This window comes from Nocardioides sp. N13(2025), from assembly GCF_051912545.1.
Classification (GTDB): Bacteria; Actinomycetota; Actinomycetes; order Propionibacteriales; family Nocardioidaceae; genus Nocardioides.
This window is the reverse complement of the sequence record NZ_CP196809.1, coordinates 924,632-946,657: the sequence shown is the minus strand read 5'-3', so window position 1 is coordinate 946,657 and position 22,026 is coordinate 924,632. Positions and strand designations below refer to the sequence as shown.

Genomic DNA, 22,026 nt, shown 5'->3' with positions numbered 1-22,026 from the left:
AGAAGCGTGGCGCAGTCCCCGAACGGGCAGTCCGGCAACCAGTCCTCGGTTGCACCATCATCCGACCTGGGAGCCAACGAGTGGCTCGTGGAGGAGATGAAGGAGCAGTACGACAAGGATCCCGCGAGCGTGGGTCCTGAGTGGGCTGCGTACTTCGGGAACGGGGCCGCATCGGCGCCCGCGAAGGCTCCCGAGAAGGCGCCGGCCCCCGCCGCTGCGCCCGCGCAGGCCGCCGCTCCGGCCAAGGCTCCGGAGAAGGCGCCCGAGCCCGCCCCCGCGAAGTCGCCCGCCAAGTCCACCCCGCGCCCCGCGGCGCAGGCCGACGAGCCGGCCAAGGGCACCAGCACGCCGGTGGCCAAGGACCCCAAGCCGGCCCCTCCGGCCCAGGCGAGCGACCAGCCCACCTACACCGTCCTGCGCGGCGCCCCGGCCCGCACCGCGGCCAACATGGACGCCTCGCTGTCCGTGCCCACGGCCACGTCGGTGCGCTCGGTCCCGGTCAAGCTCCTGTGGGACAACCGCACGGTCATCAACAACCACCTCGCCCGCGCCCGCGGCGGGAAGGTCTCGTTCACCCACATCATCGGCTACGCCCTCGTCAAGGCGCTGCGCGCGATGCCGGAGATGAACGTCGGCTACGAGGTCGTCGACGGCAAGCCCAACCTGGTCACGCCGGCCCACATCAACCTCGGCCTCGCGATCGACATGAAGAAGCCCGACGGCACCCGCCAGCTGCTGGTGCCGAGCATCAAGGGCGCCGAGGCGATGGACTTCGCCGGGTTCTGGACGGCCTACGAGGACGTGGTGCGCAAGGCGCGCGACAACAAGCTCACCGTGGCCGACTTCCAGGGCACCACCATCTCCCTCACCAACCCCGGCGGCATCGGCACCGAGCACTCCGTGCCGCGGCTGATGGCCGGCCAGGGCGCGATCATCGGCGTGGGCGCCATGGAGTACCCGCCGGAGTGGCAGGGCGCCTCCGAGGAGGCGATCAACCGCAACGCGATCAGCAAGTCGATGACGCTGACCTCGACCTACGACCACCGGGTCATCCAGGGCGCGCAGTCGGGTGAGTTCCTCAAGCGCGTGCACAGCCTGCTGATCGGCGAGAACGAGTTCTACGACGAGATCTTCCGCTCGCTGCGCATCCCCTACGAGCCGATCCGCTGGGCGCGCGACGTCGTGGCCTCCCACGACGACGACATCGTCAAGCAGGCCCGGATCCTCGAGCTGATCCACGCCTACAGGGTCCGCGGCCACCTGATGGCCGACACCGACCCGCTCGAGTACCGCCAGCGCAGCCACCCCGACCTCGAGATCGAGTCGCACGGGCTCACCCTGTGGGACCTCGACCGCGAGTTCGCGACCGGGTCGTTCGGCGGCGAGGGCCGGCGCTTCATGAAGCTGCGCAACATCCTCGGGATCCTGCGCGACTCCTACTGCCGCACCACCGGCATCGAGTACATGCACATCATGGATCCCGAGCAGCGCAAGTGGATCCAGGAGCGCGTCGAGCAGCCGCACGTGAAGCCGCCCCGTGAGGAGCAGCTGCGGATCCTGCTCAAGCTCAACCAGGCCGAGGCCTTCGAGACCTTCCTCCAGACCAAGTTCGTCGGCCAGAAGCGCTTCAGCCTCGAGGGCGGCGAGACCACGATCCCGCTCGTGGACGAGATCTGCGAGGCAGCGGCCGAGGCCGGCCTCGACGAGGTCACGATCGGCATGGCCCACCGCGGCCGGCTCAACATGCTCGCCAACATCGTGGGCAAGAAGTACAGCCAGATCTTCCGCGAGTTCGAGGGCAACATCGACCCGCGGACGGTCCAGGGCTCCGGCGACGTGAAGTACCACCTCGGCGCCGAGGGCGAGTTCCTCGCGGGCTCGGGCGACAAGATCAAGGTCTCCGTCGCCGCGAACCCCTCGCACCTCGAGGCCGTCAACCCGGTGCTCGAGGGCATCGCCCGCGCGAAGCAGGACCTGCTCGACCAGGGTGAGAAGTTCCCGGTCCTGCCCCTGCTCGTCCACGGCGACGCCGCCTTCGCGGGCCAGGGCGTGGTGGCCGAGACGCTCAACCTGTCGCAGCTCCGTGGCTACCGCACGGGCGGCACCGTCCACGTGGTGATCAACAACCAGGTCGGCTTCACCACCGCACCCGGCTCCTCGCGCTCCTCCCTCTACGCCACCGACGTGGCGCGGATGGTCCAGGCGCCGATCTTCCACGTCAACGGAGACGACCCCGAGGCCTGCATCCGCGTGGCCCGGCTGGCGTTCGACTACCGCCAGGCGTTCAACAAGGACGTCGTCATCGACCTCGTGTGCTACCGCCGTCGCGGTCACAACGAGGGCGACGACCCGTCGTACACCCAGCCGCTGATGTACGACCTCATCGAGCAGAAGCGATCGGTCCGCAAGCTCTACACCGAGTCGCTCATCGGTCGTGGCGACATCACGATCGAGGAGGCCGAGCAGGTCCTCAAGGACTACCAGCAGCAGCTGGAGCGGGTCTTCACCGAGGTGCGCGAGGCCAGCTCGGAGGCGCCCACCGAGTGGACGACCGTCCCCGACTACCCGGACAAGCCGGCCGGCGACTTCTCCACCGCGGTGACCCCCGAGGTGCTCAAGCGGATCGCCGACAGCTACGTCACGCCGCCGGAGGACTTCACCGTCCACCCGAAGGTGATGCCGCAGCTGCAGCGCCGCTCGGCCGCCATCACCAACGGCCCGATCGACTGGGGCACCGGCGAGATCCTCGCCTTCGGCTCCCTGCTGATGGACGGCCGCCCGGTGCGCCTGGCCGGCCAGGACTCGCGTCGCGGCACCTTCGTGCAGCGCTTCGCCACGATCATCGACCGGACCAACGCCGACGAGTGGACCCCGCTGACCAACCTCACCGAGGACCAGGCGAAGTTCCACGTCTACGACTCCCTGCTCTCGGAGTACGCCGCCCTCGGGTTCGAGTACGGCTACTCCGTCGCGCGGCCCGAGGCCTTGGTCCTGTGGGAGGCGCAGTTCGGTGACTTCGTCAACGGCGCGCAGACCGTGATCGACGAGTTCATCTCCGCCGGCCAGACCAAGTGGCGCCAGCAGTCCGGCGTCGTGCTGCTGCTCCCCCACGGCTACGAGGGCCAGGGTCCTGACCACTCGTCGGCCCGCATCGAGCGGTTCCTGACGATGTGCGCCGAGGACACGATGGTGGTCGCCCAGCCGTCCACCCCGGCGTCGTACTTCCACCTCCTGCGTCGCCACTCGCTCGGCGAGGAGCACCGCCCGCTCATCGTCTTCACCCCGAAGTCGATGCTCAAGCGCAAGGAGGCCGCCTCGCAGCCGGCCGACTTCGTCGAGGGCACCACGTTCCGCGCGTTCATCGGTGACGACGACGCCGACGCCTCGCAGGTCGAGACGCTGATCATGTGCTCGGGCCGCGTGACCTGGGACCTCATGGTCGAGCGCGGCAAGCGCGAGGAGGGCTCGAAGTTCGCCATCGGCCGCGTCGAGCGGCTCTACCCGACGCCGATCGAGGACATCAAGGCCGAGGTCGCGAAGTACCCCAACCTCAAGGCGATCCGCTGGGTGCAGGACGAGCCGCGCAACATGGGCCCGTGGCCGCACTACCAGCTCAACGTGTGGCCCGAGCTCGACCTCACGGTCGAGCCGATCACCCGTCCCTCGTCTGCGTCGCCGTCGGTCGGCACCCTCAAGCGCCACGTGGAGGAGCAGAAGACGCTGCTCGACGCGGCCTTCGAGTCGCCGAACGCACGCGGCACCGACTACTGAGGCCGGCTGGCGGTGTACTTCACCGACAGGGGCATCGAGGAGCTCGAGAAGCGCCGGGGTGACGAGGAGGTCACCCTGGCATGGCTCGCCGAGCACCTCCAGGCCTTCGTCGACGCCCACCCGGAGTTCGAGACCCCGGTCGAGCGCCTGGCGACCTGGCTGGCCCGCCTCGACGACCCCGAGGACTGAGGCGGGCCGGCCGGCTCAGGCGGCGAGGGGGCGGGCGGCAGCCGGCTCGCTCGGCCGGGACGGCGTACGTCGTCCGGGCAGCGCGAGACGGCAGATCTTCCTGGCGACGCTCGCCAGCTGCTTGCGCAGCGGACCGGTCGTGTAGGCGATCCCGTAGCGCTCGCAGATCTCGCGCACCTCCGGCGCGATCTGCGGGTAGCGCCTGGCCGGCAGGTCGGGGAACAGGTGGTGCTCGATCTGGTGGCTCAGGTTGCCCGACATGATGTGGAACAGCGGACCGCCGGAGATGTTGGCGGAGCCGAGGACCTGGCGGTAGTACCAGTGGCCGCGGGTCTCGTCCTCGCACTCGTCGGCGCTGAACGTCTCGGCGCCGGCAGGGAAGTGGCCGCAGAAGATGATGTTGAACGCCCAGATGTTGCGCACCAGGTTGGCGGTCGCGTTGCCGACGAAGGTCAGCGGGAACAGCGGTCCCGTGAGCGCCGGGAAGAGCAGGTAGTCCTTGAGCGCCTGGCGACGGACCTTGCGCATGATGCCGGCGTGGAGGGCCTTGTTGTCCTCCATCGTGCGGGTGCCCTTGACGATGTTCTCGACCTCGAGGTCGTGCATGGCCACGCCCCACTCGAAGAAGACCATCAGCAGCAACGCGTAGACCGGGTTGCCCAGGTAGTACGGGTGCCACTTCTGGTCCTCGTCCATCCGGAGGATGCCGTAGCCGATGTCGCGGTCCTTGCCGAGGATGTTGGTGAACGTGTGGTGGATGTAGTTGTGGGAGTACTTCCACTGCTCGCTGGGGCACACGTTGTCCCACTCGTAGATGCGCGAGTTGAGGTGCGGGTCGCCCATCCAGTCGTACTGGCCGTGCATCACGTTGTGGCCGATCTCCATGTTCTCGAGGATCTTGGAGGCCGAGAGCGCGGCGACCGCGAGCGGCCAGGCCGGCGGGAGGTAGAACAGCGCGCGGCCGAGGACCTCGAGCTGCTGCTGGCGCTTGACGACGCCGCGGATGTAGGCCGCGTCGTCCTCGCCGAGGTCCGCCAGGACGCGCTGGCGCAGCGCGTCCATCTCCTCGCCGAAGGCGTCGAGCTGGTCGGGGGTGAGCTGGGGGTGCGTGGTGGTCATGGGTGTCCTTTCGTCGGTCACAGGTCGACGACGCAGTCGCCGACAGGTGCGGAGACACAGATCTGGATGTCCTCGTCGGGCAGTGAGGACTCGGCGCCGGAGAGCACGTTGCGCACGGTGCCCTCGGCCTTGCGGGTCGTGCAGGTGAAGCAGATGCCCATGCGGCAGCCGAACTCAGGGGTCAGGCCGAGCTGCTCGGCCTGCTCGAGGATCGAGCCGCCGCTGTTGGCGACCTGCCCGTCGCTGCCGGCGAACGTGAGGTCGCCCTCGGCGGTCCCGACGCTGGTGCTCGGCGGCTTGAAGAGCTCGAGCCGCAGTCGCGGGCTGTCGCCGTACGCCGCGCGCACCAGGTCGATCATCCCGGCCGGTCCGCACGCCCAGGTGTCGGTGTCGCGGAAGCGCGGGACGAGCCGGCGCAGCTCGAGCTCGCTGAACCTGGCGCCGTGGCGCAGGTGCACGGTGACGTCGTTGTCCTCCGCGGCGATCCTGGCCAGCTCGTCGGCGTAGATCTGGTCGGCCTCGGAGCGGGCGTGGTGGAGGAAGGTGACCGGTCGCCCGGCCCGGCCGTCGTAGCCGTCACGGAGCAGGGTGCGCACCATCGACATCGCGGGCGTGATGCCCGAGCCGCCCGTGATGAACAGCAGCGGGTCGATCCCGGGCGTGGCCGGGCTGACGGGCAGGGTGAAGTCCCCCTGGGCCTGCGAGAGGTGCAGGAGCTGGCCGGGCTCGGCGTCGACGAGACGCTTGCTCACCTGGCCGTCCGCGTGGGAGCGGACGGTCAGCGTGATCTCCTCCCCTGCTCCCGAGGCGGGAGAGGAGATCGAGAAGCAGCGCGTCATGCGTCGGGCCGAGCCCGGCAGGTCGAGGCCCACCTGGACGTACTGGCCGGCACGGTGGCCGCGCCAGGTGGCGGTGGGCCGGAGGGTGAGCGTGGCGACCGGGGCACCGGGGGTGTCGGTCTCACGGCGTACGTCGACGACCCGGGCGCGCACCTCGTGCGCGGCCCACATCGGGTTGACCCGGGAGAGGTAGTGGTCGACACCGTGCGGCGACGCGAGCGCCGCGACGGTGCGCGAACGGGCGATCCTCGAGACGACGGTCATGACCGGTCTCCTCACGTCGGTGAACGTTTGTTCACTCAACTATGGCCGCACCTCTGACTGGCGTCAACGCCTGCGCCCGTGATCCGGCGCACTTCCGTGAACAGTTGTGCACCGCCTCTTCTGCCGTCGATGTCCTACGATCGGGCCGTGGCCACCCAGACCGAGCCGACGGACACCGCGTCCCGCGCGGAGCGCAAGGAGCGCACCCGGCGCGCGATCCTCGACGCCGCGCTCGCCCTGGCGGCCGACTCCAGCCTGATGGCGATCTCGCTGCGCCAGGTGGCCAAGCAGGTCGGGGTGGTGCCGACCGCCTTCTACCGCCACTTCGGGTCGCTGGAGCTGCTCGGGCTCGCGCTGGTGGACGAGAGCTTCCGGTCGCTGCGCGAGATGCTGCTGGACGTGTGGCGGCACGCGCCGGAGTACCGCGACTTCATCGACGGCTCGTTGCCGATCGTGGCCCAGCACGTGCGCGAGAACCGCTCCCACTACGCGTTCATCGCGCGCGAGCGCACCGCCGGCCCGCCCCGCGTGCGCGAGGCGATCGGCCACGAGATCGACCTGATCACCCGCGAGCTCGCCACCGACATCGCCCGCAGCGGCGCGGCCGAGCACTACTCCAGCACCGACATCGGGCTGCTCGCCGACCTCATCGTCTCCTTCGTGGTGACCATGGCCGAGCGGCTGGTCGACGACCCCGACTCGGAGGCCCGCACGCTGGCACAGGCCCGCACCCAGCTGCGGATGCTGCTGGTCGGCGCGCTCAACTGGCGCTCCCGCGAGCCGGCCGCGGAAGGCTGACCGCCATGTCCTCCCCTGGCCTCGCGGCCGACCTCGGCTACTCCCACGCCTCCGCCAACCCGTTGCACCGCCTGGTCCGCACGGGCGCGGGCACACGCGTCGGCGGCTGGATCTTCTCGCGCTCGCTGCGCCACCTCGACGACCTCGTCGGCCGGCTGAGCCGCGGCCGGCAGAGCGCGCCGGGCCTGCTCGCCGGGCTGGCGGTCCTCGACGTGACCACGACCGGTCGCAAGTCCGGGCAACGGCGCACGAGCCACCTCATCGCGACGCCGTACGACGGCACGCTGGCGCTGCTCGGCACCAACTTCGGGCAGCCGTCCACGCCTGCCTGGGTGCTCAACCTGGAGGCCGACCCGCGGGCGACGGTCACCTTCCGCAACGTCTCGCGCGAGGTGACCGCGCGGGCGGCGACGCCCGACGAGGCGGAGGAGATCTTCGCCCTGGCCGCCCGGTTCTACCCGGGCTACCTCAGCTATCGCCGGCGGATCGGCGAGAGCCGCCGGGTCCGCGCCTTCGTGCTCGAGCCCGTCTGATCACCTGCCGGACAGCGGGACCACCGGCCGGACCGTCACGTCCGGGATCGTCGCGTCCGCCGGCAGGTCGATCACGTGCAGGATCGTGTCGACGACCGTGTCGACGCTGATCCAGCGTGAGGCGTCGTAGGTCCGCCCCTCCTGCTCGTGCACCTTCTCCTGCATCGGGGTCGCCGTGCGGCTCGGGTAGACCGTGCTGACCCGCACCCCGTGCTCCACCTCCTCGGCTCGCAGGGAGTCGGCGAGGGCGCGCAGGCCGAACTTCGAGGCGGCGTACGCCGACCACTCCGCGCCGGCGCTCAGGCCCGCGGAGGAGTTCACGAACACGACCGTCCCGCCGCTCTCGCGCAGGTGCGGGAGCAGCTCGCGGGTCAGCACCGCCGGAGCCGTGAGGTTGACCGCGATCTGCTCCTCCCAGTCGGCGAGGCGCAGCCGGCTCACCGGGGCGAGCTCCACGACGCCGGCGACATGCAGCACCGTGTCCACCGGCCCGTCGACCTGACGCCCCAAGCCGTTGAGGGTGCCGGGATCGGCGAGGTCGGCCACCAGCACCTGCGCCCGCGGGAAGCTCCGCGCGAGCTCGGCGGCGCGGCCCTCGTCGCGGGCGACGAGGACGAGGTCGTCACCACGGTCGGCGAGGCGGCGGGCCAGCGCCAGCCCGATCCCCGAGCCCGCACCGGTGACGACGTGCTTCACCGCACGATCCTCATCGCGTGAAGACGATCTTGCCGAAGACGTCGCCCTCCGCCATGGCGGCGAAGCCGTCGCGGGCCTGGTCCATCGGCAGGGCGCGGTCGATGAGCGGCCGGGCACCCGTGGCGTCGAGGAACCTCACCAGCTGGTCGAGCTCGTGACGGGTGCCCATGGTCGAGCCGATGATCGAGAGCTGCTTGAAGAAGACGTGGGTGAGCCCGGCGTCGTCGACGTTCGGGCCGGACGTCGTGCCACTGATGACGATGCGGCCGCCCGGGCGCAGCGAGCGGATCGAGTGGGTCCAGGTCGCCCTGCCGACGGTCTCCATCACGGCGTCGACCTTGACCGGCAGGCGCGCGCCGGACTCGAAGACCTCGTGCGCGCCGAGCTGGCGAGCCCTCTCCCCCTTGGCCTCGTCCCGGGTCGTGGCCAGCACCGTGAGGCCGGCGGCCCGGCCCAAGGTGATCAGCGCGGTGGCGACGCCACCTCCGGCGCCCTGCACGAGCACGGTCTCGCCGGGCTTGCAGCCGCCCTGCACGAAGAGCATCCGGTAGGCCGTGAGCCACGCGGTCGGCAGGCACGCGGCCTCCTCGAACGAGAGCGAGGCCGGCTTGGGCACGAGGTTGCGCCGCGGCACGATGACCTGATCGGCGAAGGTGCCCTGGTGCCGCTCGGAGAGCAGGGAGCGGCCGGGGTCGTCCGCCTCGTCGCCGGTCCACGCCGGGTCGCCGATGACGCCGTGCACGACGACCTCGTTGCCGTCCTCGTCGAGGCCGGCCGCGTCGCAGCCGAGGATCATCGGGAGCGCGTCCTCGCGCAACCCGACTCCGCGCAGCGACCAGAGGTCGTGGTGGTTGAGGCTCGCGGCCTTCACCATCACCGTCGCCCAGCCGTCGGGCGCCTCGGGGGCGGGCCGCTCCCCCACCACCAGGCCGCTCAGCGGGTCGTCGGAGGAGAAGGACTCGGCGTAGACGGCGAACATGATTCGACCCTAGCGAGTGCCGCCGTTTATCCGGTTGCGGGTCCTCCACCCGGACGCTTGGGTGGCCCGGTGAGCATCGACGTACGTCCCTCGGAGGACGCCGCCAAGTTCCTGGCCACCGACCAGCTCGTGTGGTTCGGCGAGGTCACCGACGCCGACGGCGAGCACCTGCGGCTCGGTCTGCCCGAGGACCAGCGGTTCGCGGTTGACCTGCCCGACGGCCCCGACGACCTCCACAGCGGCATCTACGGCGTACGTCCGATGGAGATGTCGCTGCCCGGCGGGGCGGTGGTGCCGATCGCCGGCCTCACGTGGGTCGGCGTGCACCCCGACTCGCGCCGCCGGGGCGTGCTCGCCGCGATGATGGCCGACCACCTGGCCCGCACGCACGACGCGGGGACGGCCGTCTCGGCGCTCCACGCCAGCGAGCCCGGCATCTACGGCCGGTTCGGCTACGGCATGGCCGCGCTCCAGCTGCAGGTCTCGATCGGTCGCGGGACGACGTTCACCGCTCCTCACCTCGAGGACGAGGCGGCAAGCATCACGACGAACCTCGCGACGATGGCGGCCCCGGGCGTCGCCGAACGGATGCGTGCCTGCCAGGTGGCGCACGCGCAGAGCTCCCCCGGCACGATCATCGGCTCACCGGACTTCTTCTCGCTCATGTCGCTGGAGCCGGCCGAGGCCCTGCGCGACAAGGAGCGTCGCCGCGTCCTCTTCGCCCGGCGCGACGGGCAGGACATCGGTTTCGTGGGGCTGCGCCGTGAGCACAAGTGGGACAACGCGCGTCCGTCCGGCACCGTCGTCGTCGGCACCTTCTGCGGCACGCCCTCCGCCCGACTGGCCCTGGCCCGCCGCCTGGTGGACCTCGACCTGATGGGCACCACGAAGCTGGAGAACGTCGGGGTCGACGACCCGCTGCTCTCCTGGGTCGGCGGCCCCCGCGACACCGGCGAGCTCCAGACCTTCGACAGCACCTGGGTGCGTCTGGTCGACCTCGGCGCGGCCTGGTCCCTCCGCTCCTACGAGGACGACTGCGACGTGGTGGTCGAGGTCGAGGACCGCTGGGCGCCGTGGAACGCCGGACGCTGGCGCGTCCGTGCCTCGGGCGGCGAGGGCTCGGCGACGCGCACGGACTCCCCCGCCGACGTCTCGCTCGACGTCGCCGTGCTGGGCGCGGGCTTCCTCGGGCACGGCATCGGGGGCCGGCTGCGTGCCGGGCTCGTCCGCGAGCACCGGCCCGGGGCGTACGCCGACCTCGCGCGCGCGATGCGGACGACGGTCGATCCGGAGCCGTCGATCGGGTTCTGACCGACGGACCACTCGCGCCGCCGCGCGTTCGCACCGCGCACGGACGATTCGGGGGGCCCGCTCACTGCAGACCGTGTTCGTACGCGTAGGCAGTGGCGGCGGCACGGCTGGGCAGTCCCAGCTTCGTGAGGATGTGGCCGACGTGGGTGGCCACGGTCTTCTCGCTGACGACGAGACGCTCGGCGATCTGACGGTTGGTGAGCCCCTTGGCAATGTGAACCAGGACTTCTTCCTCGCGGCTGGTCAGACCGCTGGACGGCGGGGCTGGAACCTGCAGCGCAGCCCTGGCGGCGGCTGCGTCGCGGACCGCGTCGAGGCGATCAAAGACGGCGAGGGCCCCGGCGAGCTCGAGCTCGGCGGTGTCGTCGTCGCCAACCGCTCGGCACGCGGCGGCGATCAGCGCCCTCGTGCGGGCGGCCTCGTAGGCCGCGTCCAGCTCGCGCCAACCGGCCAGCGCCTGCCGGAGCGCGGACATGGCGTTCTCGGGCTGGTCCTCGGCCAGCAGCACGGCACCCAGGGCCTGCAGGTGCAGTGCGGTCAGCATCGGTCGCCCGAGTGCGCCGGCCACGGCGCCGAGCTCGTCGGCCGCGGCTCGGGCGGAGGCGAGATCTCCGTCGGCGAGGGTGATCTCGACGTAGCCGCCGGCCAGTCGCGCGCGCGACATGGGGTCACCGGCCTCGTGATAGGCCCTCCGGATGGAGGCGGCGGCTGCCTCGAGCCTTCCCGTGGCCAGGCGCAGCAGCGCGAGGCCCGGCTGCGGATCGCGGCCGAGCTCGCTGGCCAGCTGGAACTCGACCTCGGCCGCGCGGTCCCGGCCACGGAGCCGGTGCAGGTCGCCCTTCAGGTAGGCGGCGGCGCCTCGCGACCGTTGCCCCACCGGATCGGCCAGGCGGTGGTAGGCCTCGTCGATCTGGTCGGCCGCGGCATCCCAGTCGCCGCGGAGGTGCATGATCTCGGCGCGGTGGATCAGGCATTGACCTCGGTACAGCATCAGTTCTGGCTGAGCGTCGACCCAGCGGCTGAGCGCGGCGGTCCACGTGTGGGCGCGGCGGACATCGAACAGCTCGGTGTAGCCCTCGATGGCGGTGCAGTAGGCATCGCCGATCGCGATCGCCGAGACGTCGTCGGCCTCGATGGCGACCATTCCCTCGTCGAGCAGGGCGACCCCCTCGTCGACCCGGTCGAGCCAGATCAGGCATCTGCCTTCGCCGATCCGTGCCAGCGCTGCGAGCTCGGGGTCGTGGAAGAGGACGCCGATCTCGGCCGCCGCGTGGAACGCCTCGTGCCCGGCTCTCACGTCGCCGGAGAACGCTGCACGCAGCGCGGACGCGTAACGCAGGTAGCCGCGCTCGACGCAGTCGATCTTGCGGTCGTCCAGCAGCCGCTGGGCTCGGTCGACCCAACCGCCTCCGCGCGCCAGGTCGCCGGCGTTCAACAGCGCGAATGCCAGCCAGAAGGCGCAGCGGGCCGCCCGCGCAACGTCGCCGACGTGTGCACACTTCTGGTGCGCGCTGATCCAGGCCGACCGGCTCTCGTCGCTGAGTCCGGCGAGGTACGCCGCGGACGCCAGCCGCTCGAGATCGTCCACCTCGAGCGGCTCGGCGACTGCTGCCGCGGACAGCTCGTCGTACGCCCGTCGCCAGGCCCCCTTGTTGAACGCCTCGCGTGCGCGTCCGAGGCTGGTGCCCATGGGCTCAGTGTCGCGCGAGGACGGCGCCTATGCCCAGAACGACGCCGCCTCGGCTGGTCCGGCCGCGATGAACCACATCTCGCGGATGCGACCGTTGTCGAACCGGTAGACGAAGGAGTCATTCATCTCCAACGTCCGCCCGTTGCGGCCGAAGACGGCGTGTTCCCACTCCGCCCCCCATTCGTCGTCCGCCAAGCAGAACAGCTGCTCGAGCTTCACGTCCCCGTCGGTCAGCTCGAAGACGGTGCCGAGGGCCGCCAGCAGGCCGTCGACTCCGTCGTGGTCGCCGGCGAACGGGATCGGACCACGACCGTGGAAGACCATGTCGTCGGTGAAGACACGGGCAAGCGTCTCGCGGTCGTTCTCCGTGATCGCCTGGGTCATCCGATCGATGACCGCAACATTCGAGTGGGCGCTCATCATGCCCTCCATCGCTCGGGTGTACCTGATGGACCGACCATAGGAACTGGGAACCGGCCGCCGCATCGGGCGAAATGCCGATCCGCCCTCGGTGACGTGTTGGTACATTCGCTGAGCTGGAATGCGGATGGGGGTGCGGGTGAGTTTTCCGCGCCAGGGCCGAGCGCTCCAAAGGCGCCGATGGGGCGCTCGCAGCGCGGGTGACGCCAGTACTCAACAGGCCACCAGAACCCTTGTCCGTCGAACATGTGTTCGATAGAATGAGGCATGGTCCAGCCCAGCACCCACCTCCAGCCGCCCCAGGCGACCGACGGGGCGAGTGCGGACCACCTGCTGACCCTGGCCACGCAGGCCTTGCGGTCGCGGCGTCTGGCCGAGGTGGACGAGCTCCGGCTCGCGATCGAGTGGGCGGTGGCGAGCGGTCACCCGCGCGACGGGCGCGACCCGATGATCACCCCCGGCGGGGACGGCACTCCCCCGGTGCGCGAGTTCGCGGTCCCCGAGCTCGCGATGGCGCGCGAGACCCATCCCGCCACCACGCGGGCGTTGATCGCCGACGCCCTCGACCTCGCCCACCGCCTCCCCCGGACCTGGGCGATCGTGCAGGCCGGCGAGTGCGAGCCCTGGGTGGCCCGCAAGGTCGCCGTCACCACCCGCCCGCTCCTCAGCGAGCAGGTCGACCGCGTGGACAGGGCGGTGGCCAAGGCGATCCGGGGTCACGCTCCCTCCACCGTGCTGGAGATCGCCCGCGCCAAGGTCATCGAGGCCGACCCCGAGACCCACCGAGCCGAGCGCGAGCGCTCACGCCACCAGCGCTACGTCAGGCTCTCCCGCACCGACGAGCACGGCTACCGCCACGTCATCGCCAAGGTCACGGCTGGCGACGCAGCGTGGATCGACGCCATGCTCGACCGCGTCGCCGACATCCTGGCCACCACCATGGGACACGACCACAACCACGACGAGCTCCGCTCCATCGCCATGGGCTGGCTCGCGCGACCCGTCGATCTCCTCAAGCTGCTCCTCGAACACACCGAGGCGGACATCGATCCCGTGACGGACGAGCCGGGGCAGTCCGCCTGGGCACCGGACCACCTCGCCGAGACCGTCGACAGGCTCTGCGCCCTGCCCGCACGCCGGCTCGCCCGGCTCCGCAACCGCGGCCGCCTGTTCGTCCACCTCACCGACGAGACCCTCCGCACCGGCACCGGCGTCGCCCGCGTCGAGGGCGTCGGCCCCATCGACGTACGCCAGCTCCACGAGGTCCTCGGCCACGCCGACGTCACCGTGACCCCGGTCCTCGACCTGCGCGGACGCCGCCGCGTCGACGCCTACGAGCACCCCGAGGACATCAAGGACCACGTCTGGAACCAGACCGGCGGCGACTGCTTCCCGTTCTCCCCGCGCACCGCCACGCGCGACCGGGTCGACTACGACCACGCCATCCCGTACGACGACACCGGGCCACCCGGCCAGACCGGTCCCCACAACTCCGGACCGCTGCGCCGACGGCACCATCGCGCCAAGACCTTCGGCGGTTTCACGGCGCGCGTCGCCGGACCCGGCCGCCACCTCTGGCGCACCCCACACGGCCAGGCCTTCCTCGTCGACCACCCCGGCACCACCCGGCTCACCCGCGAGCAGGCCGACACCATCGCCGAGGCACCCGACGGAGTCGAGATCTACTTCAGCAAGGTGGCGGTGGACTACCCGCCAGCCTGATCAGCGGCGGGCGACACCGTCACGACGCGCGGCGTCGGCCACCGCCGAGCGCACGGCGCCCGGGACGCGGGGGTCGAACGGCGAGGGGATGATCAGGTCCTCGCGCAGGTCGTCGCCGACGAGCTCGGCCAGCGCGGTCGCGGCGGCCACCTTCATGCCCTCGGTGATCGCGGTGGCGTGCACGTCGAAGGCGCCGCGGAAGATGCCGGGGAAGGCCAGCACGTTGTTGATCTGGTTGGGGTAGTCGGAGCGGCCGGTGGCCACCACCCGCGCATACCTGTGCGCCAGGTCGGGGTGCACCTCGGGCGTGGGGTTGGCCAGCCCGAAGATGATCGCGTCGTCGGCCATCGAGGCGACGATCTCCTCCGGCACCTGGCCACCCGAGACTCCGATGTAGACGTCGGCGCCGGCCATGACGTCGGCGAGGCTGCCACGCCGACCGAACACGTCGGCGGTGTCGCGGGCCAGCGCGGCCTTGACCTCGGTGAGGTCGGCGCGCTCGGAGTTGAGCACCCCCTGCCGGTCGAGCACGGCGATGTCGCGCACGCCGGCCTCGAGCAGGATGCGGGCCACGGCCACGCCTGCGGCGCCTGCTCCCTGCACGACGACGCGGACGGTCGCGGCGTCACGACCGGTCAGGCGCAGCGCGTTGGTCAGCGCGGCCAGGGCGACGACGGCGGTGCCGTGCTGGTCGTCGTGGAAGACCGGGATGTCGAGTCGCTCCTTGAGCCGCGCCTCGATCTCGAAGCAGCGCGGGGCCGAGATGTCCTCGAGGTTGATCCCGCCGAAGCTCGGCGCGAGCCGGACGACCGTCTCGATGATCTCCTCGACGTCGGTGGTGTCCAGGCAGATCGGCACGGCGTCGACGCCGCCGAACTGCTTGAACAGCACGGACTTGCCCTCCATGACGGGCATCGCGGCAGCCGGGCCGATGTCGCCCAGGCCCAGGACCGCGGTGCCGTCGGTGACGATGGCGACTGTGTTGGGCACCCACGTGTAGTGCTGGGTCATCGAGGGGTCTGCGGCGATGGCCTCGCACACGCGCGCCACACCCGGGGTGTAGGCGAGGGAGAGCTCGTCGGGGCCGTTGAGCGCGACCGTCGAGACGGTCTCCATCTTGCCGCCTACGTGCAGGTCGAACACGGGGTCGCCTGCGTGCGGGTGGACTGGATCCTGGCCCTGTTCCATGGCCGCGATACTTGCACAGCTCAGCGGCGCGAGAGGGCCCGTCCCACGCGTGGGGAAGGCCACACGCGCAGGCGTACGACGGCGAGCACCTGGTCCTCGGCCACCGGGCCGCGGTGGCGCGAGTCGACCCCCTCGTCCGGGTTGTCGCTCAGCAGCCACCAGCCGGCTGCACCCGAGCTCGTACGACGCTGCTCGACCGCGCGCTTGACCCCCAGCGTGCCGTCCGCGAACCGGGCGACCACCAGGGCTCCGGGACGGACGCGCACGCCGTACCGGACGAGGAGGCGGTCGCCGTCGCGGAGCGTGGGGAGCATCGAACGGCCGCGCACGACCGCGGTCCCGAAGAGCGCTCCCCCACCTCCACCCCTCGGGGCGAGACCCCGCTGCCGACCCTGACGCACGCGGAGTAGTGTCGCAGGCGAGTACAGATTCCCGATCGAGAGGAACCCGATGCTTCGCCACCTGCTTGCCCCCACCGTCGAGGTCTCCGCCCACTGCGACCTGCCCTGCGGCGTCTACGACCCCGCCCAGGCGCGCATCGAGGCCGAGTCCGTCAAGGCGATCATCGCCAAGGTCGCCGACAACGACGACCCGGACTTCCGCACCCGCGCGCTCCTCATCAAGGAGCAGCGCTCCGAGCTCGTCAAGCACCACCTGTGGGTGCTGTGGACCGACTACTTCAAGCCGCCGCACTTCGAGAAGTACCCGCAGCTGCACACGCTGGTCAACGAGGCCACCAAGCTGGCCGGTGCCAGCGGCACGAAGGGCGAGCTCGACGCCGGCAAGGCCGACGAGCTGCTCGCCAAGATCGACGAGATCGCTGAGATCTTCTGGGAGACGAAGAAGGCCTGAGCAGAGTCCGCGGAGCGGACGCTGCTCAGGACTTCTTCTGAGCGGCTTGCCGCTTCGGGACTCTCGAGCCTCATCACCAGACCGGACCTCGCTGCCACACCTCGTGGCGGCGGGGTTCGCGTCATTTCGCAGAGGACCCAACCCGAATCTGCTTGAATCCTCCCTCCGGAGGAGGGGTCCAGATGATCGAGCAGGTGCAGCTGCCTGACGGCACCGACGCGTTCGTGCTGCCGCTGCAGCGCACCGACCGGGCAGCGCTCGTCGCCGAGTTCGAGACCTTGGGTCCGGAGTCCCGGCGCCGGCGGTTCCTTGCGCCGGTGGTGCACCTGAGCGACGCGATGCTCGAGCACTTGGTCGACGACGTCGACGGGGTCGACCACGTGGCCCTCGTCCTCTGCGTCGAGACGAGCCCGGACGTCTACGACCCGGTGGCACTGGCCCGGATGGTGCGCTACGAGGACGCCCCCGACGCCGCGGACCTCGCCGTGACCGTGAAGGACGACTGGCAGGGACGCGGGGTCGCCACCGTGCTGCTCGAGGTGCTGATGCGGCACCGGCCCGTCGGCGTACGACGCATCGTCACCGACGTCTTCAAGGACAACCCGGCGTCCCTGCACATGCTCCGCCGCCTCGGCCCGAGCACCCAGACCGACCTCGGCTCCGGGCTGTACGGCGTCTCCGTCGAGCTGGATGCGGCCACGCCGGAGCGCGCGACGGTCCCCGCTCCTGCCGTGGTGCGCACCAGACCCGCGACGCTGCTGGCAGACCCCACCCACCGGCATGCGCTGCGCACGCGCGACCAGGTCTGCCCCTGGTTCTGACCTCCGCCGGTCAGCCCACGATGCCGGGTCCCCGTGCCACCGATCCCGCGTCGTGGTCCTCCTTCGCGCAGCGCCGGCAGCGCAGGAACATGCCCGCACGCTCCCCGTCGGAGCCCGTGGGGTAGGCCACCTTGATCCAGTCGTGGCCCGCGAGCTTGCACGTGGTGAACCTCTTCAGGTTGTTCATCACCCACCACCGTCCTTCGTCTCGATCCCACGATGGTCCGCCCGTCCGGCGCCGTCGGCCACGGGGATGCCGGCACGGTCTGGACCACCGGTGTCGGCCGCGTCCCGACCTGGGCGACCGACCGCACGGTTAGTGTGGGGCGCAGCACATCGGCATCGAGGACGGGACGCAGACGCAGATGGCAGATCACACCGGGGGACCTCGGGCGGACGTCGAGCTACGACTACCGGCCGAGGGTGCCTACGCCACGATCGTCCGCACCACCGCCGCCGGACTGGCCGCGCGACTGGACTTCACGATCGACGACATCGAGGACCTGCGCATCGCCATCGGCGAGGCGACGGCGCTCGCGATCCCAGCGGCCGACCCCGGGACCGACCTGGTGGCGTGCTTCTACTTCGGGCGGGGGTCGATGACCGTCAGCCTCGAGACCGAGGCCATGGACGAGCCACCCCTCGACACCGAGAGCTTCGCCTGGCAGGTGCTGGACACGATGGCGCAGGACGCGTCGGCAGGATCGGAGGCCGGACGCTTTCGCGTCCGCTTCACAGTGACGTCGCAGGTCGCTGCGGGAATGACGGGTGCCGAGCGCTGACATGAGCGCACACACGGGGGACGAGACGGCGGAGGCCGGGCTCAGCGGGATGGAGCACGTCCGCGCTCGCAGCGCCGAGCTGTTCGCGGTGCTGCGCGACGGCGACCACAGCGACGCCACTCGCGCCGGGGCGCGCAACGACCTGGTGCACCTGCACCTCTCGCTCGTCGAGCACTGCGCGCGCCGCTTCCGCAACCGGGGCGAGCCGCTCGAGGACCTGGTCCAGGTGGGCACGATCGGGCTCATCAAGGCGGTCGACCGCTTCGAGACCGACCGGGGCGTGGAGTTCTCGACCTACGCGACACCGACGGTCATCGGCGAGATCAAGCGGCACTTCCGCGACAAGGGCTGGGCCATCCGGGTGCCGCGGCGGCTGCAGGAGCTGCGCATGCAGATCGGCAGCGCGACCGGGGAGCTGACCCAGAAGCTGGGCCGCTCCCCCACGCCCCGCGAGCTGGCCGAGGTCATCGGCTGCACGGTCGAGGAGGTCATGGAGGGCATCGAGTCCTCCCACGCCTACGCGACGCTCTCGCTCGACGCGTCCGACGACTCCGAGGACGGGCCCCCGGCGATGCTGGCGACGCTCGGCGTGGAGGACACCAACATCGCGCACGTCGAGGTCCGGGAGTCCATCAAGCCGCTGCTCGACGGGCTCGGGGAGCGCGAGAAGCGGATCCTGCTGCTGCGCTTCTTCAAGAACATGACGCAGTCGCAGATCGCCGAGGAGATCGGCGTCTCGCAGATGCACGTCTCGCGGCTGCTCACGCGCACCCTCGCGCAGCTGCGCACCTCGCTCGAGTCCGACTGAGCCGACTGGGCCGTACGGCCCGTCAGGCCCGCGCGTCCTGTTCCAGCACCTCGGTGCTCGCCGGGTGCACGAGGCCCAGGATCACGACCAGGGCGACCACGGCCAGGCCCGCCGACAGCGGCTTGGTCGAGCCGGCCCAGAGGTTCCACGCCAGGCCCAGCTGGATGAGCTGCGCCATCACGACGGGGCCGCGCGCCCAGCGGCGTACCTTCCACAGCGACCAGGCGCACCAGCCGAGCCCTGCCGCCGCGGCGAGGAAGAACGCCGCGGTGGTGATCCCCATCGTCAGCCGGATCGACCGGAGGTTGGCCAGCTCGAGCGTGCCGAGTGCGGCGAGCACGAAGGCCTCGACCGCGGCGAGCGACGCAGCCACCAGGAGGGGTGGGGGCGGCGAGGTAGTGTCTGGACCACGGGGGACGTCGGCGGGCGTGACGGGCACGCGACCACCCTAGTTGTGACGGACACGACCACGGTGGGGGGTTGTGTGAACGTTCAAACGTTGGGAGTCTTGTCGCTGCGCTTTCGAGCGCCCGGGCTCAGCTGAATGTCCGAAAACAGCACTTGCCTGTGACTTGGAAAGAGGGAATCCCCCACTCATGGATTGGCGCAGCCGCTCTGCATGCCTCGACGAGGACCCTGAGCTGTTCTTCCCGATCGGCAACACCGGACCCGCGATCCTCCAGATCGAGGAGGCCAAGCAGGTGTGCCGTCGCTGCGAGGTGCGCGAACAGTGCCTTGCCTGGGCTCTGGAGGCCGGGCAGGACCACGGAGTGTGGGGTGGCCTCAGCGAGGACGAGCGTCGCGCGCTGAAGCGCCGCAACGCCCGCGCTCGCATCCGCACCGCCTGAGCTCAGTCGATCGGCAGGTCCGCCTGCACCCGCGCGCCTCGCGTGCCGGGACCGATCTCGAGCACCCCGCCGAGCTCGGACTCGACGAGGGTGCGCACGATCGACAGGCCGAGCTGGGTCGACCCGTCGAGGTCGAAGCCCTCGGGCAGACCCCGGCCGTCGTCCTCGACCACCAGGTGCAGCCGGCCCACGATCCGCCGGGCCGTCACCACGACACGCCCCTCCTGCCGGTCGGGCAGGCCGGCGTAGCCGTGCTCCACGGCGTTCTGGAGGACCTCGGTCAGCACCATGGCCAGCGGCGTCGCGGCCTCGGAGGACAGCTTGCCGAAGGAGCCCTCGCGGACGACCCGCACCGGCACCTCGACACCGCTGACGTCGACCACCATCGCGCCGAGCCGGTCGGCGATCTCGTCGAAGTCGACCGTCTCCTCGACCGCGTGGCTCAGCGTCTCGTGGACGATCGCGATCGAGCCGACGCGCCGTACGGCCTCCTCAAGCGCCGCCTTGGCGTCCTCGGCCTGCGTACGCCGTGCCTGCAGGCGCAGCAGCGCCGCCACGGTCTGGAGGTTGTTCTTCACCCGGTGGTGGATCTCGCGGATGGTGACGTCCTTGGTCACCAGCTCCCGGTCACGGCTGCGCAGCTCGGTCACGTCCCGGATGAGCAGGAGCGCGCCGCTCCGCTCGCCCTGGGGGCGCAGGGGGATGCTGCGCACGATGAGGGTCACCTCGTCGGTGCCGACCTCGGTCGCCCGGCCGTCGCGGCCGCCGAGCACTGCGCTGAGGGTCTCCTCGTCCGGGCGCTTGCGGGCCGGCACCAGGTCGCGGGTGAGGTCGGTCAGCACGAGCCCGGCCAGGTCGCCCTGCAGGCCGAGGCGGCGGTAGGCCGAGAGGCCGTTGGGGCTGGCGTAGACGACCCTGCCGGTGGCGTCGAGACGCACGAAGCCGTCCCCCACGCGTGGCGAGTCTGCGTGGTCGCTGCGCTGCCCGGGCAGCGGGAAGTAGCCCGCGGCGATCATCTGGGTGAGCTCGGCGGCGGTCTGGAGGTAGCTCAGCTCGAGTCGGCTGGGCGTGCGGATGCCGAGCAGGTTGGTGTTGCGGGCGATGGTCGCGATCACCCGCCCGGCGCGGCGTACAGGGATGACCTCCACCCGCACCGGCACGGCGTCGCGCCACTCGGGGTCGCCCTCGCGCACCAGGCGCCCGGACCCGAACGCCTCGTCGAGCATCCGGCGGCGACCGGTGGGGATGAAGGTGCCGAGCACGTCGTCCACGAGCGCGGTGGGACCGGTCGTGGGACGCATCTGCCCCCCGGCCCAGTAGCCCTTGCCCTCGCGGTCGGGCAGCCAGAGCACCAGGTCGGCGAAGGAGAGGTCGGCGAGGATCTGCCAGTCCGCCATGAGGAGCTGGAGCCAGGCGACGTCGTCCCCGTCGAGCTCCGTGTGGGCTCGTACGAGCTCGTGGAGGGAGGGCACCCGGCCAGCCTAGGGCCACGCGACTGGGGCCGTGTCGGGGTGGGCTGGCAGGATGGAGGCCATGTCGATCGGGTACTGGGACCAGGTGCAGGCGGCGGACTTCGAGGTCCCCGCGGACCGGCCGCTCGACGACCTCACGGCCGAGCTGACCACGATGCTCGGCTCGACCGATCCCGACGTCCGCGACGGCACCGCCTTCCCGGCGCTCGCCACGTGGATCCAGCGCGGCGTCTACGACGACCTGCTCGCGGGGCTCGGCGACGGCATGGTCGCCGGGCTGTCCGTCGGGCTGGGCGAGAGCGGCACCGACACGGTGTTCCGGCGCAGCTTCAGCGCCCTGATCGTCGGCGCGTGCATCGAGCGCGACAACGACCAGCACCTGCTCCCCGTCGGCAAGATCCTCGACTGGGGTGACCGGGTCGCGGTCTGGTTCCTCACCGAGCTCGACACCCGCGGCTTCGTGCCGGACAAGGGGTGGGCGCACGCGGTCGCGCACGGCGCCGACACCCTCGGCGCCCTGGGCGAGTCGCCCCACCTCGGCGCTGCCGAGCACGAGGCCATCCTCGACGTCCTCGCCGAGCGGCTCCTGCGCCAGCCCGTCGACCAGCCGCTCACCGCAGGCGAGCCCGACCGGATGGCGGCGGCGACGATGCAGATCCTGCGCCGCGACACCCTCGGCACCGACGTCCTCGAGCCCTGGGTGCACCGCCTCGGGGTCGCCGCCAACCCCTTCAGCGGGCCGGTCGACCACGACCCCTACGCGCCCACCGCGGCGCCGCAGGCCTTCCTCCGGGCGCTCTTCCTCCAGCTCTCGCTCTCCCCGACGCCGCCCGCGATCAGGTCCGACCTGCTGCTGGTGGTCATCGACGCCCTCCGGATGACCAACGCTCCCTACCTGCGAGTAGCCAACCGCTAACCTTCCGG

Annotated in this window: 23 protein-coding genes; 12 read left to right on the top strand and 11 right to left on the bottom strand. The window is 71.2% G+C overall.

Annotation, left to right across the window (positions count from 1 at the left end; genetic code table 11):
- Nucleotides 1–6: 6 nt before the first annotated feature.
- Nucleotides 7–3,771, top strand: a complete 3,765-nt coding sequence (locus ACS3YM_RS04590) for a multifunctional oxoglutarate decarboxylase/oxoglutarate dehydrogenase thiamine pyrophosphate-binding subunit/dihydrolipoyllysine-residue succinyltransferase subunit (protein ID WP_439938898.1) — start codon at nt 7–9, stop codon at nt 3,769–3,771.
- A gap of 12 nt (nt 3,772–3,783) precedes the next feature.
- Nucleotides 3,784–3,960 (top strand): DUF6104 family protein, encoded by a 177-nt coding sequence (locus tag ACS3YM_RS04585; protein WP_439938897.1) that lies wholly within the window; start codon nt 3,784–3,786, stop codon nt 3,958–3,960.
- Nucleotides 3,961–3,975: 15 nt separating this feature from the next.
- Here ACS3YM_RS04585 and ACS3YM_RS04580 read toward each other — a convergent pair whose 3' ends face one another.
- Nucleotides 3,976–5,079: a fatty acid desaturase family protein gene (locus ACS3YM_RS04580; RefSeq protein WP_439938896.1), complete on the bottom strand. Its 1,104-nt coding sequence runs from the start codon at nt 5,077–5,079 to the stop codon at nt 3,976–3,978.
- Nucleotides 5,080–5,096: 17 nt separating this feature from the next.
- Nucleotides 5,097–6,182 (bottom strand): flavin reductase family protein, encoded by a 1,086-nt coding sequence (locus ACS3YM_RS04575; protein WP_439938895.1) that lies wholly within the window; start codon nt 6,180–6,182, stop codon nt 5,097–5,099.
- A gap of 147 nt (nt 6,183–6,329) precedes the next feature.
- Between ACS3YM_RS04575 and ACS3YM_RS04570 the strand changes: the two genes are divergently transcribed.
- Both ACS3YM_RS04570 and ACS3YM_RS04565 read left to right on the top strand, forming a co-directional pair.
- Entirely contained in the window at nt 6,330–6,980 is a 651-nt protein-coding gene (locus ACS3YM_RS04570) for a TetR family transcriptional regulator (RefSeq protein WP_439938894.1), read from the top strand.
- A 5-nt stretch (nt 6,981–6,985) separates the two neighbouring features.
- A complete protein-coding gene (locus ACS3YM_RS04565; RefSeq protein ID WP_439938893.1) occupies nt 6,986–7,513 on the top strand; it encodes a nitroreductase family deazaflavin-dependent oxidoreductase in 528 nt (175 codons plus the stop codon).
- Here ACS3YM_RS04565 and ACS3YM_RS04560 read toward each other — a convergent pair whose 3' ends face one another.
- Nucleotides 7,514–8,209: an SDR family oxidoreductase gene (locus tag ACS3YM_RS04560; RefSeq protein ID WP_439938892.1), complete on the bottom strand. Its 696-nt coding sequence runs from the start codon at nt 8,207–8,209 to the stop codon at nt 7,514–7,516.
- 10 nt (nt 8,210–8,219) lie between these two features.
- Nucleotides 8,220–9,188 carry a zinc-binding dehydrogenase gene (locus ACS3YM_RS04555; protein ID WP_439938891.1) on the bottom strand — a complete coding sequence of 323 codons (969 nt, stop codon included), beginning with the start codon at nt 9,186–9,188 and terminating at the stop codon, nt 8,220–8,222.
- Between the two features lie 69 nt (nt 9,189–9,257).
- Between ACS3YM_RS04555 and ACS3YM_RS04550 the strand changes: the two genes are divergently transcribed.
- Nucleotides 9,258–10,499: a GNAT family N-acetyltransferase gene (locus ACS3YM_RS04550; protein ID WP_439938890.1), complete on the top strand. Its 1,242-nt coding sequence runs from the start codon at nt 9,258–9,260 to the stop codon at nt 10,497–10,499.
- A gap of 61 nt (nt 10,500–10,560) precedes the next feature.
- Here ACS3YM_RS04550 and ACS3YM_RS04545 read toward each other — a convergent pair whose 3' ends face one another.
- Together ACS3YM_RS04545 and ACS3YM_RS04540 are read right to left on the bottom strand one after the other, a co-directional pair.
- The gene (locus ACS3YM_RS04545) at nt 10,561–12,087 is read right to left on the bottom strand and encodes a LuxR C-terminal-related transcriptional regulator (protein ID WP_439938889.1); all 1,527 of its coding nucleotides are present in this window, start codon (nt 12,085–12,087) and stop codon (nt 10,561–10,563) included.
- A 129-nt stretch (nt 12,088–12,216) separates the two neighbouring features.
- Nucleotides 12,217–12,621, bottom strand: a complete 405-nt coding sequence (locus ACS3YM_RS04540; protein WP_439938888.1) for a nuclear transport factor 2 family protein — start codon at nt 12,619–12,621, stop codon at nt 12,217–12,219.
- Between the two features lie 255 nt (nt 12,622–12,876).
- Here ACS3YM_RS04540 and ACS3YM_RS04535 point away from each other — a divergent pair, with 255 nt between their 5' ends.
- Nucleotides 12,877–14,331, top strand: a complete 1,455-nt coding sequence (locus tag ACS3YM_RS04535) for a DUF222 domain-containing protein (RefSeq protein ID WP_439938887.1) — start codon at nt 12,877–12,879, stop codon at nt 14,329–14,331.
- Here ACS3YM_RS04535 and ACS3YM_RS04530 read toward each other — a convergent pair whose 3' ends face one another.
- Both ACS3YM_RS04530 and ACS3YM_RS04525 read right to left on the bottom strand, forming a co-directional pair.
- A complete protein-coding gene (locus ACS3YM_RS04530; protein ID WP_439938886.1) occupies nt 14,332–15,519 on the bottom strand; it encodes an NAD(P)-dependent malic enzyme in 1,188 nt (395 codons plus the stop codon).
- 20 nt (nt 15,520–15,539) lie between these two features.
- On the bottom strand, nt 15,540–15,920 hold the full coding sequence (locus ACS3YM_RS04525; protein ID WP_439938885.1) for a S24 family peptidase: 381 nt from the start codon (nt 15,918–15,920) through the stop codon (nt 15,540–15,542).
- 49 nt (nt 15,921–15,969) lie between these two features.
- Here ACS3YM_RS04525 and sodN point away from each other — a divergent pair, with 49 nt between their 5' ends.
- A complete protein-coding gene (gene sodN / locus ACS3YM_RS04520; protein WP_439938884.1) occupies nt 15,970–16,371 on the top strand; it encodes a superoxide dismutase, Ni in 402 nt (133 codons plus the stop codon).
- A 182-nt stretch (nt 16,372–16,553) separates the two neighbouring features.
- Nucleotides 16,554–17,192 carry a GNAT family N-acetyltransferase gene (locus ACS3YM_RS04515; protein WP_439938883.1) on the top strand — a complete coding sequence of 213 codons (639 nt, stop codon included), beginning with the start codon at nt 16,554–16,556 and terminating at the stop codon, nt 17,190–17,192.
- A 10-nt stretch (nt 17,193–17,202) separates the two neighbouring features.
- On the opposite strand, the gene ACS3YM_RS04510 is transcribed toward ACS3YM_RS04515, so the two are convergent.
- Nucleotides 17,203–17,379: a hypothetical protein gene (locus tag ACS3YM_RS04510; RefSeq protein ID WP_439938882.1), complete on the bottom strand. Its 177-nt coding sequence runs from the start codon at nt 17,377–17,379 to the stop codon at nt 17,203–17,205.
- Nucleotides 17,380–17,557: 178 nt separating this feature from the next.
- On the opposite strand from ACS3YM_RS04510, the gene ACS3YM_RS04505 reads away from it, so the two are divergent.
- Both ACS3YM_RS04505 and ACS3YM_RS04500 read left to right on the top strand, forming a co-directional pair.
- Nucleotides 17,558–17,974, top strand: a complete 417-nt coding sequence (locus tag ACS3YM_RS04505; RefSeq protein WP_439938881.1) for a hypothetical protein — start codon at nt 17,558–17,560, stop codon at nt 17,972–17,974.
- A 1-nt stretch (nt 17,975) separates the two neighbouring features.
- Entirely contained in the window at nt 17,976–18,782 is an 807-nt protein-coding gene (locus tag ACS3YM_RS04500) for an RNA polymerase sigma factor SigF (protein WP_439938880.1), read from the top strand.
- Between the two features lie 22 nt (nt 18,783–18,804).
- Here the strand turns inward: ACS3YM_RS04500 and ACS3YM_RS04495 are convergent, their stop codons facing one another.
- Nucleotides 18,805–19,221 carry a hypothetical protein gene (locus ACS3YM_RS04495; RefSeq protein WP_439938879.1) on the bottom strand — a complete coding sequence of 139 codons (417 nt, stop codon included), beginning with the start codon at nt 19,219–19,221 and terminating at the stop codon, nt 18,805–18,807.
- A gap of 157 nt (nt 19,222–19,378) precedes the next feature.
- Here ACS3YM_RS04495 and ACS3YM_RS04490 point away from each other — a divergent pair, with 157 nt between their 5' ends.
- On the top strand, nt 19,379–19,630 hold the full coding sequence (locus ACS3YM_RS04490) for a WhiB family transcriptional regulator (RefSeq protein WP_056601527.1): 252 nt from the start codon (nt 19,379–19,381) through the stop codon (nt 19,628–19,630).
- A 2-nt stretch (nt 19,631–19,632) separates the two neighbouring features.
- On the opposite strand, the gene ACS3YM_RS04485 is transcribed toward ACS3YM_RS04490, so the two are convergent.
- Nucleotides 19,633–21,102, bottom strand: a complete 1,470-nt coding sequence (locus ACS3YM_RS04485) for a sensor histidine kinase (protein WP_439938878.1) — start codon at nt 21,100–21,102, stop codon at nt 19,633–19,635.
- A gap of 61 nt (nt 21,103–21,163) precedes the next feature.
- Here ACS3YM_RS04485 and ACS3YM_RS04480 point away from each other — a divergent pair, with 61 nt between their 5' ends.
- Nucleotides 21,164–22,018, top strand: a complete 855-nt coding sequence (locus ACS3YM_RS04480; protein ID WP_439938877.1) for a DUF2785 domain-containing protein — start codon at nt 21,164–21,166, stop codon at nt 22,016–22,018.
- Nucleotides 22,019–22,026 lie beyond the last annotated feature (8 nt).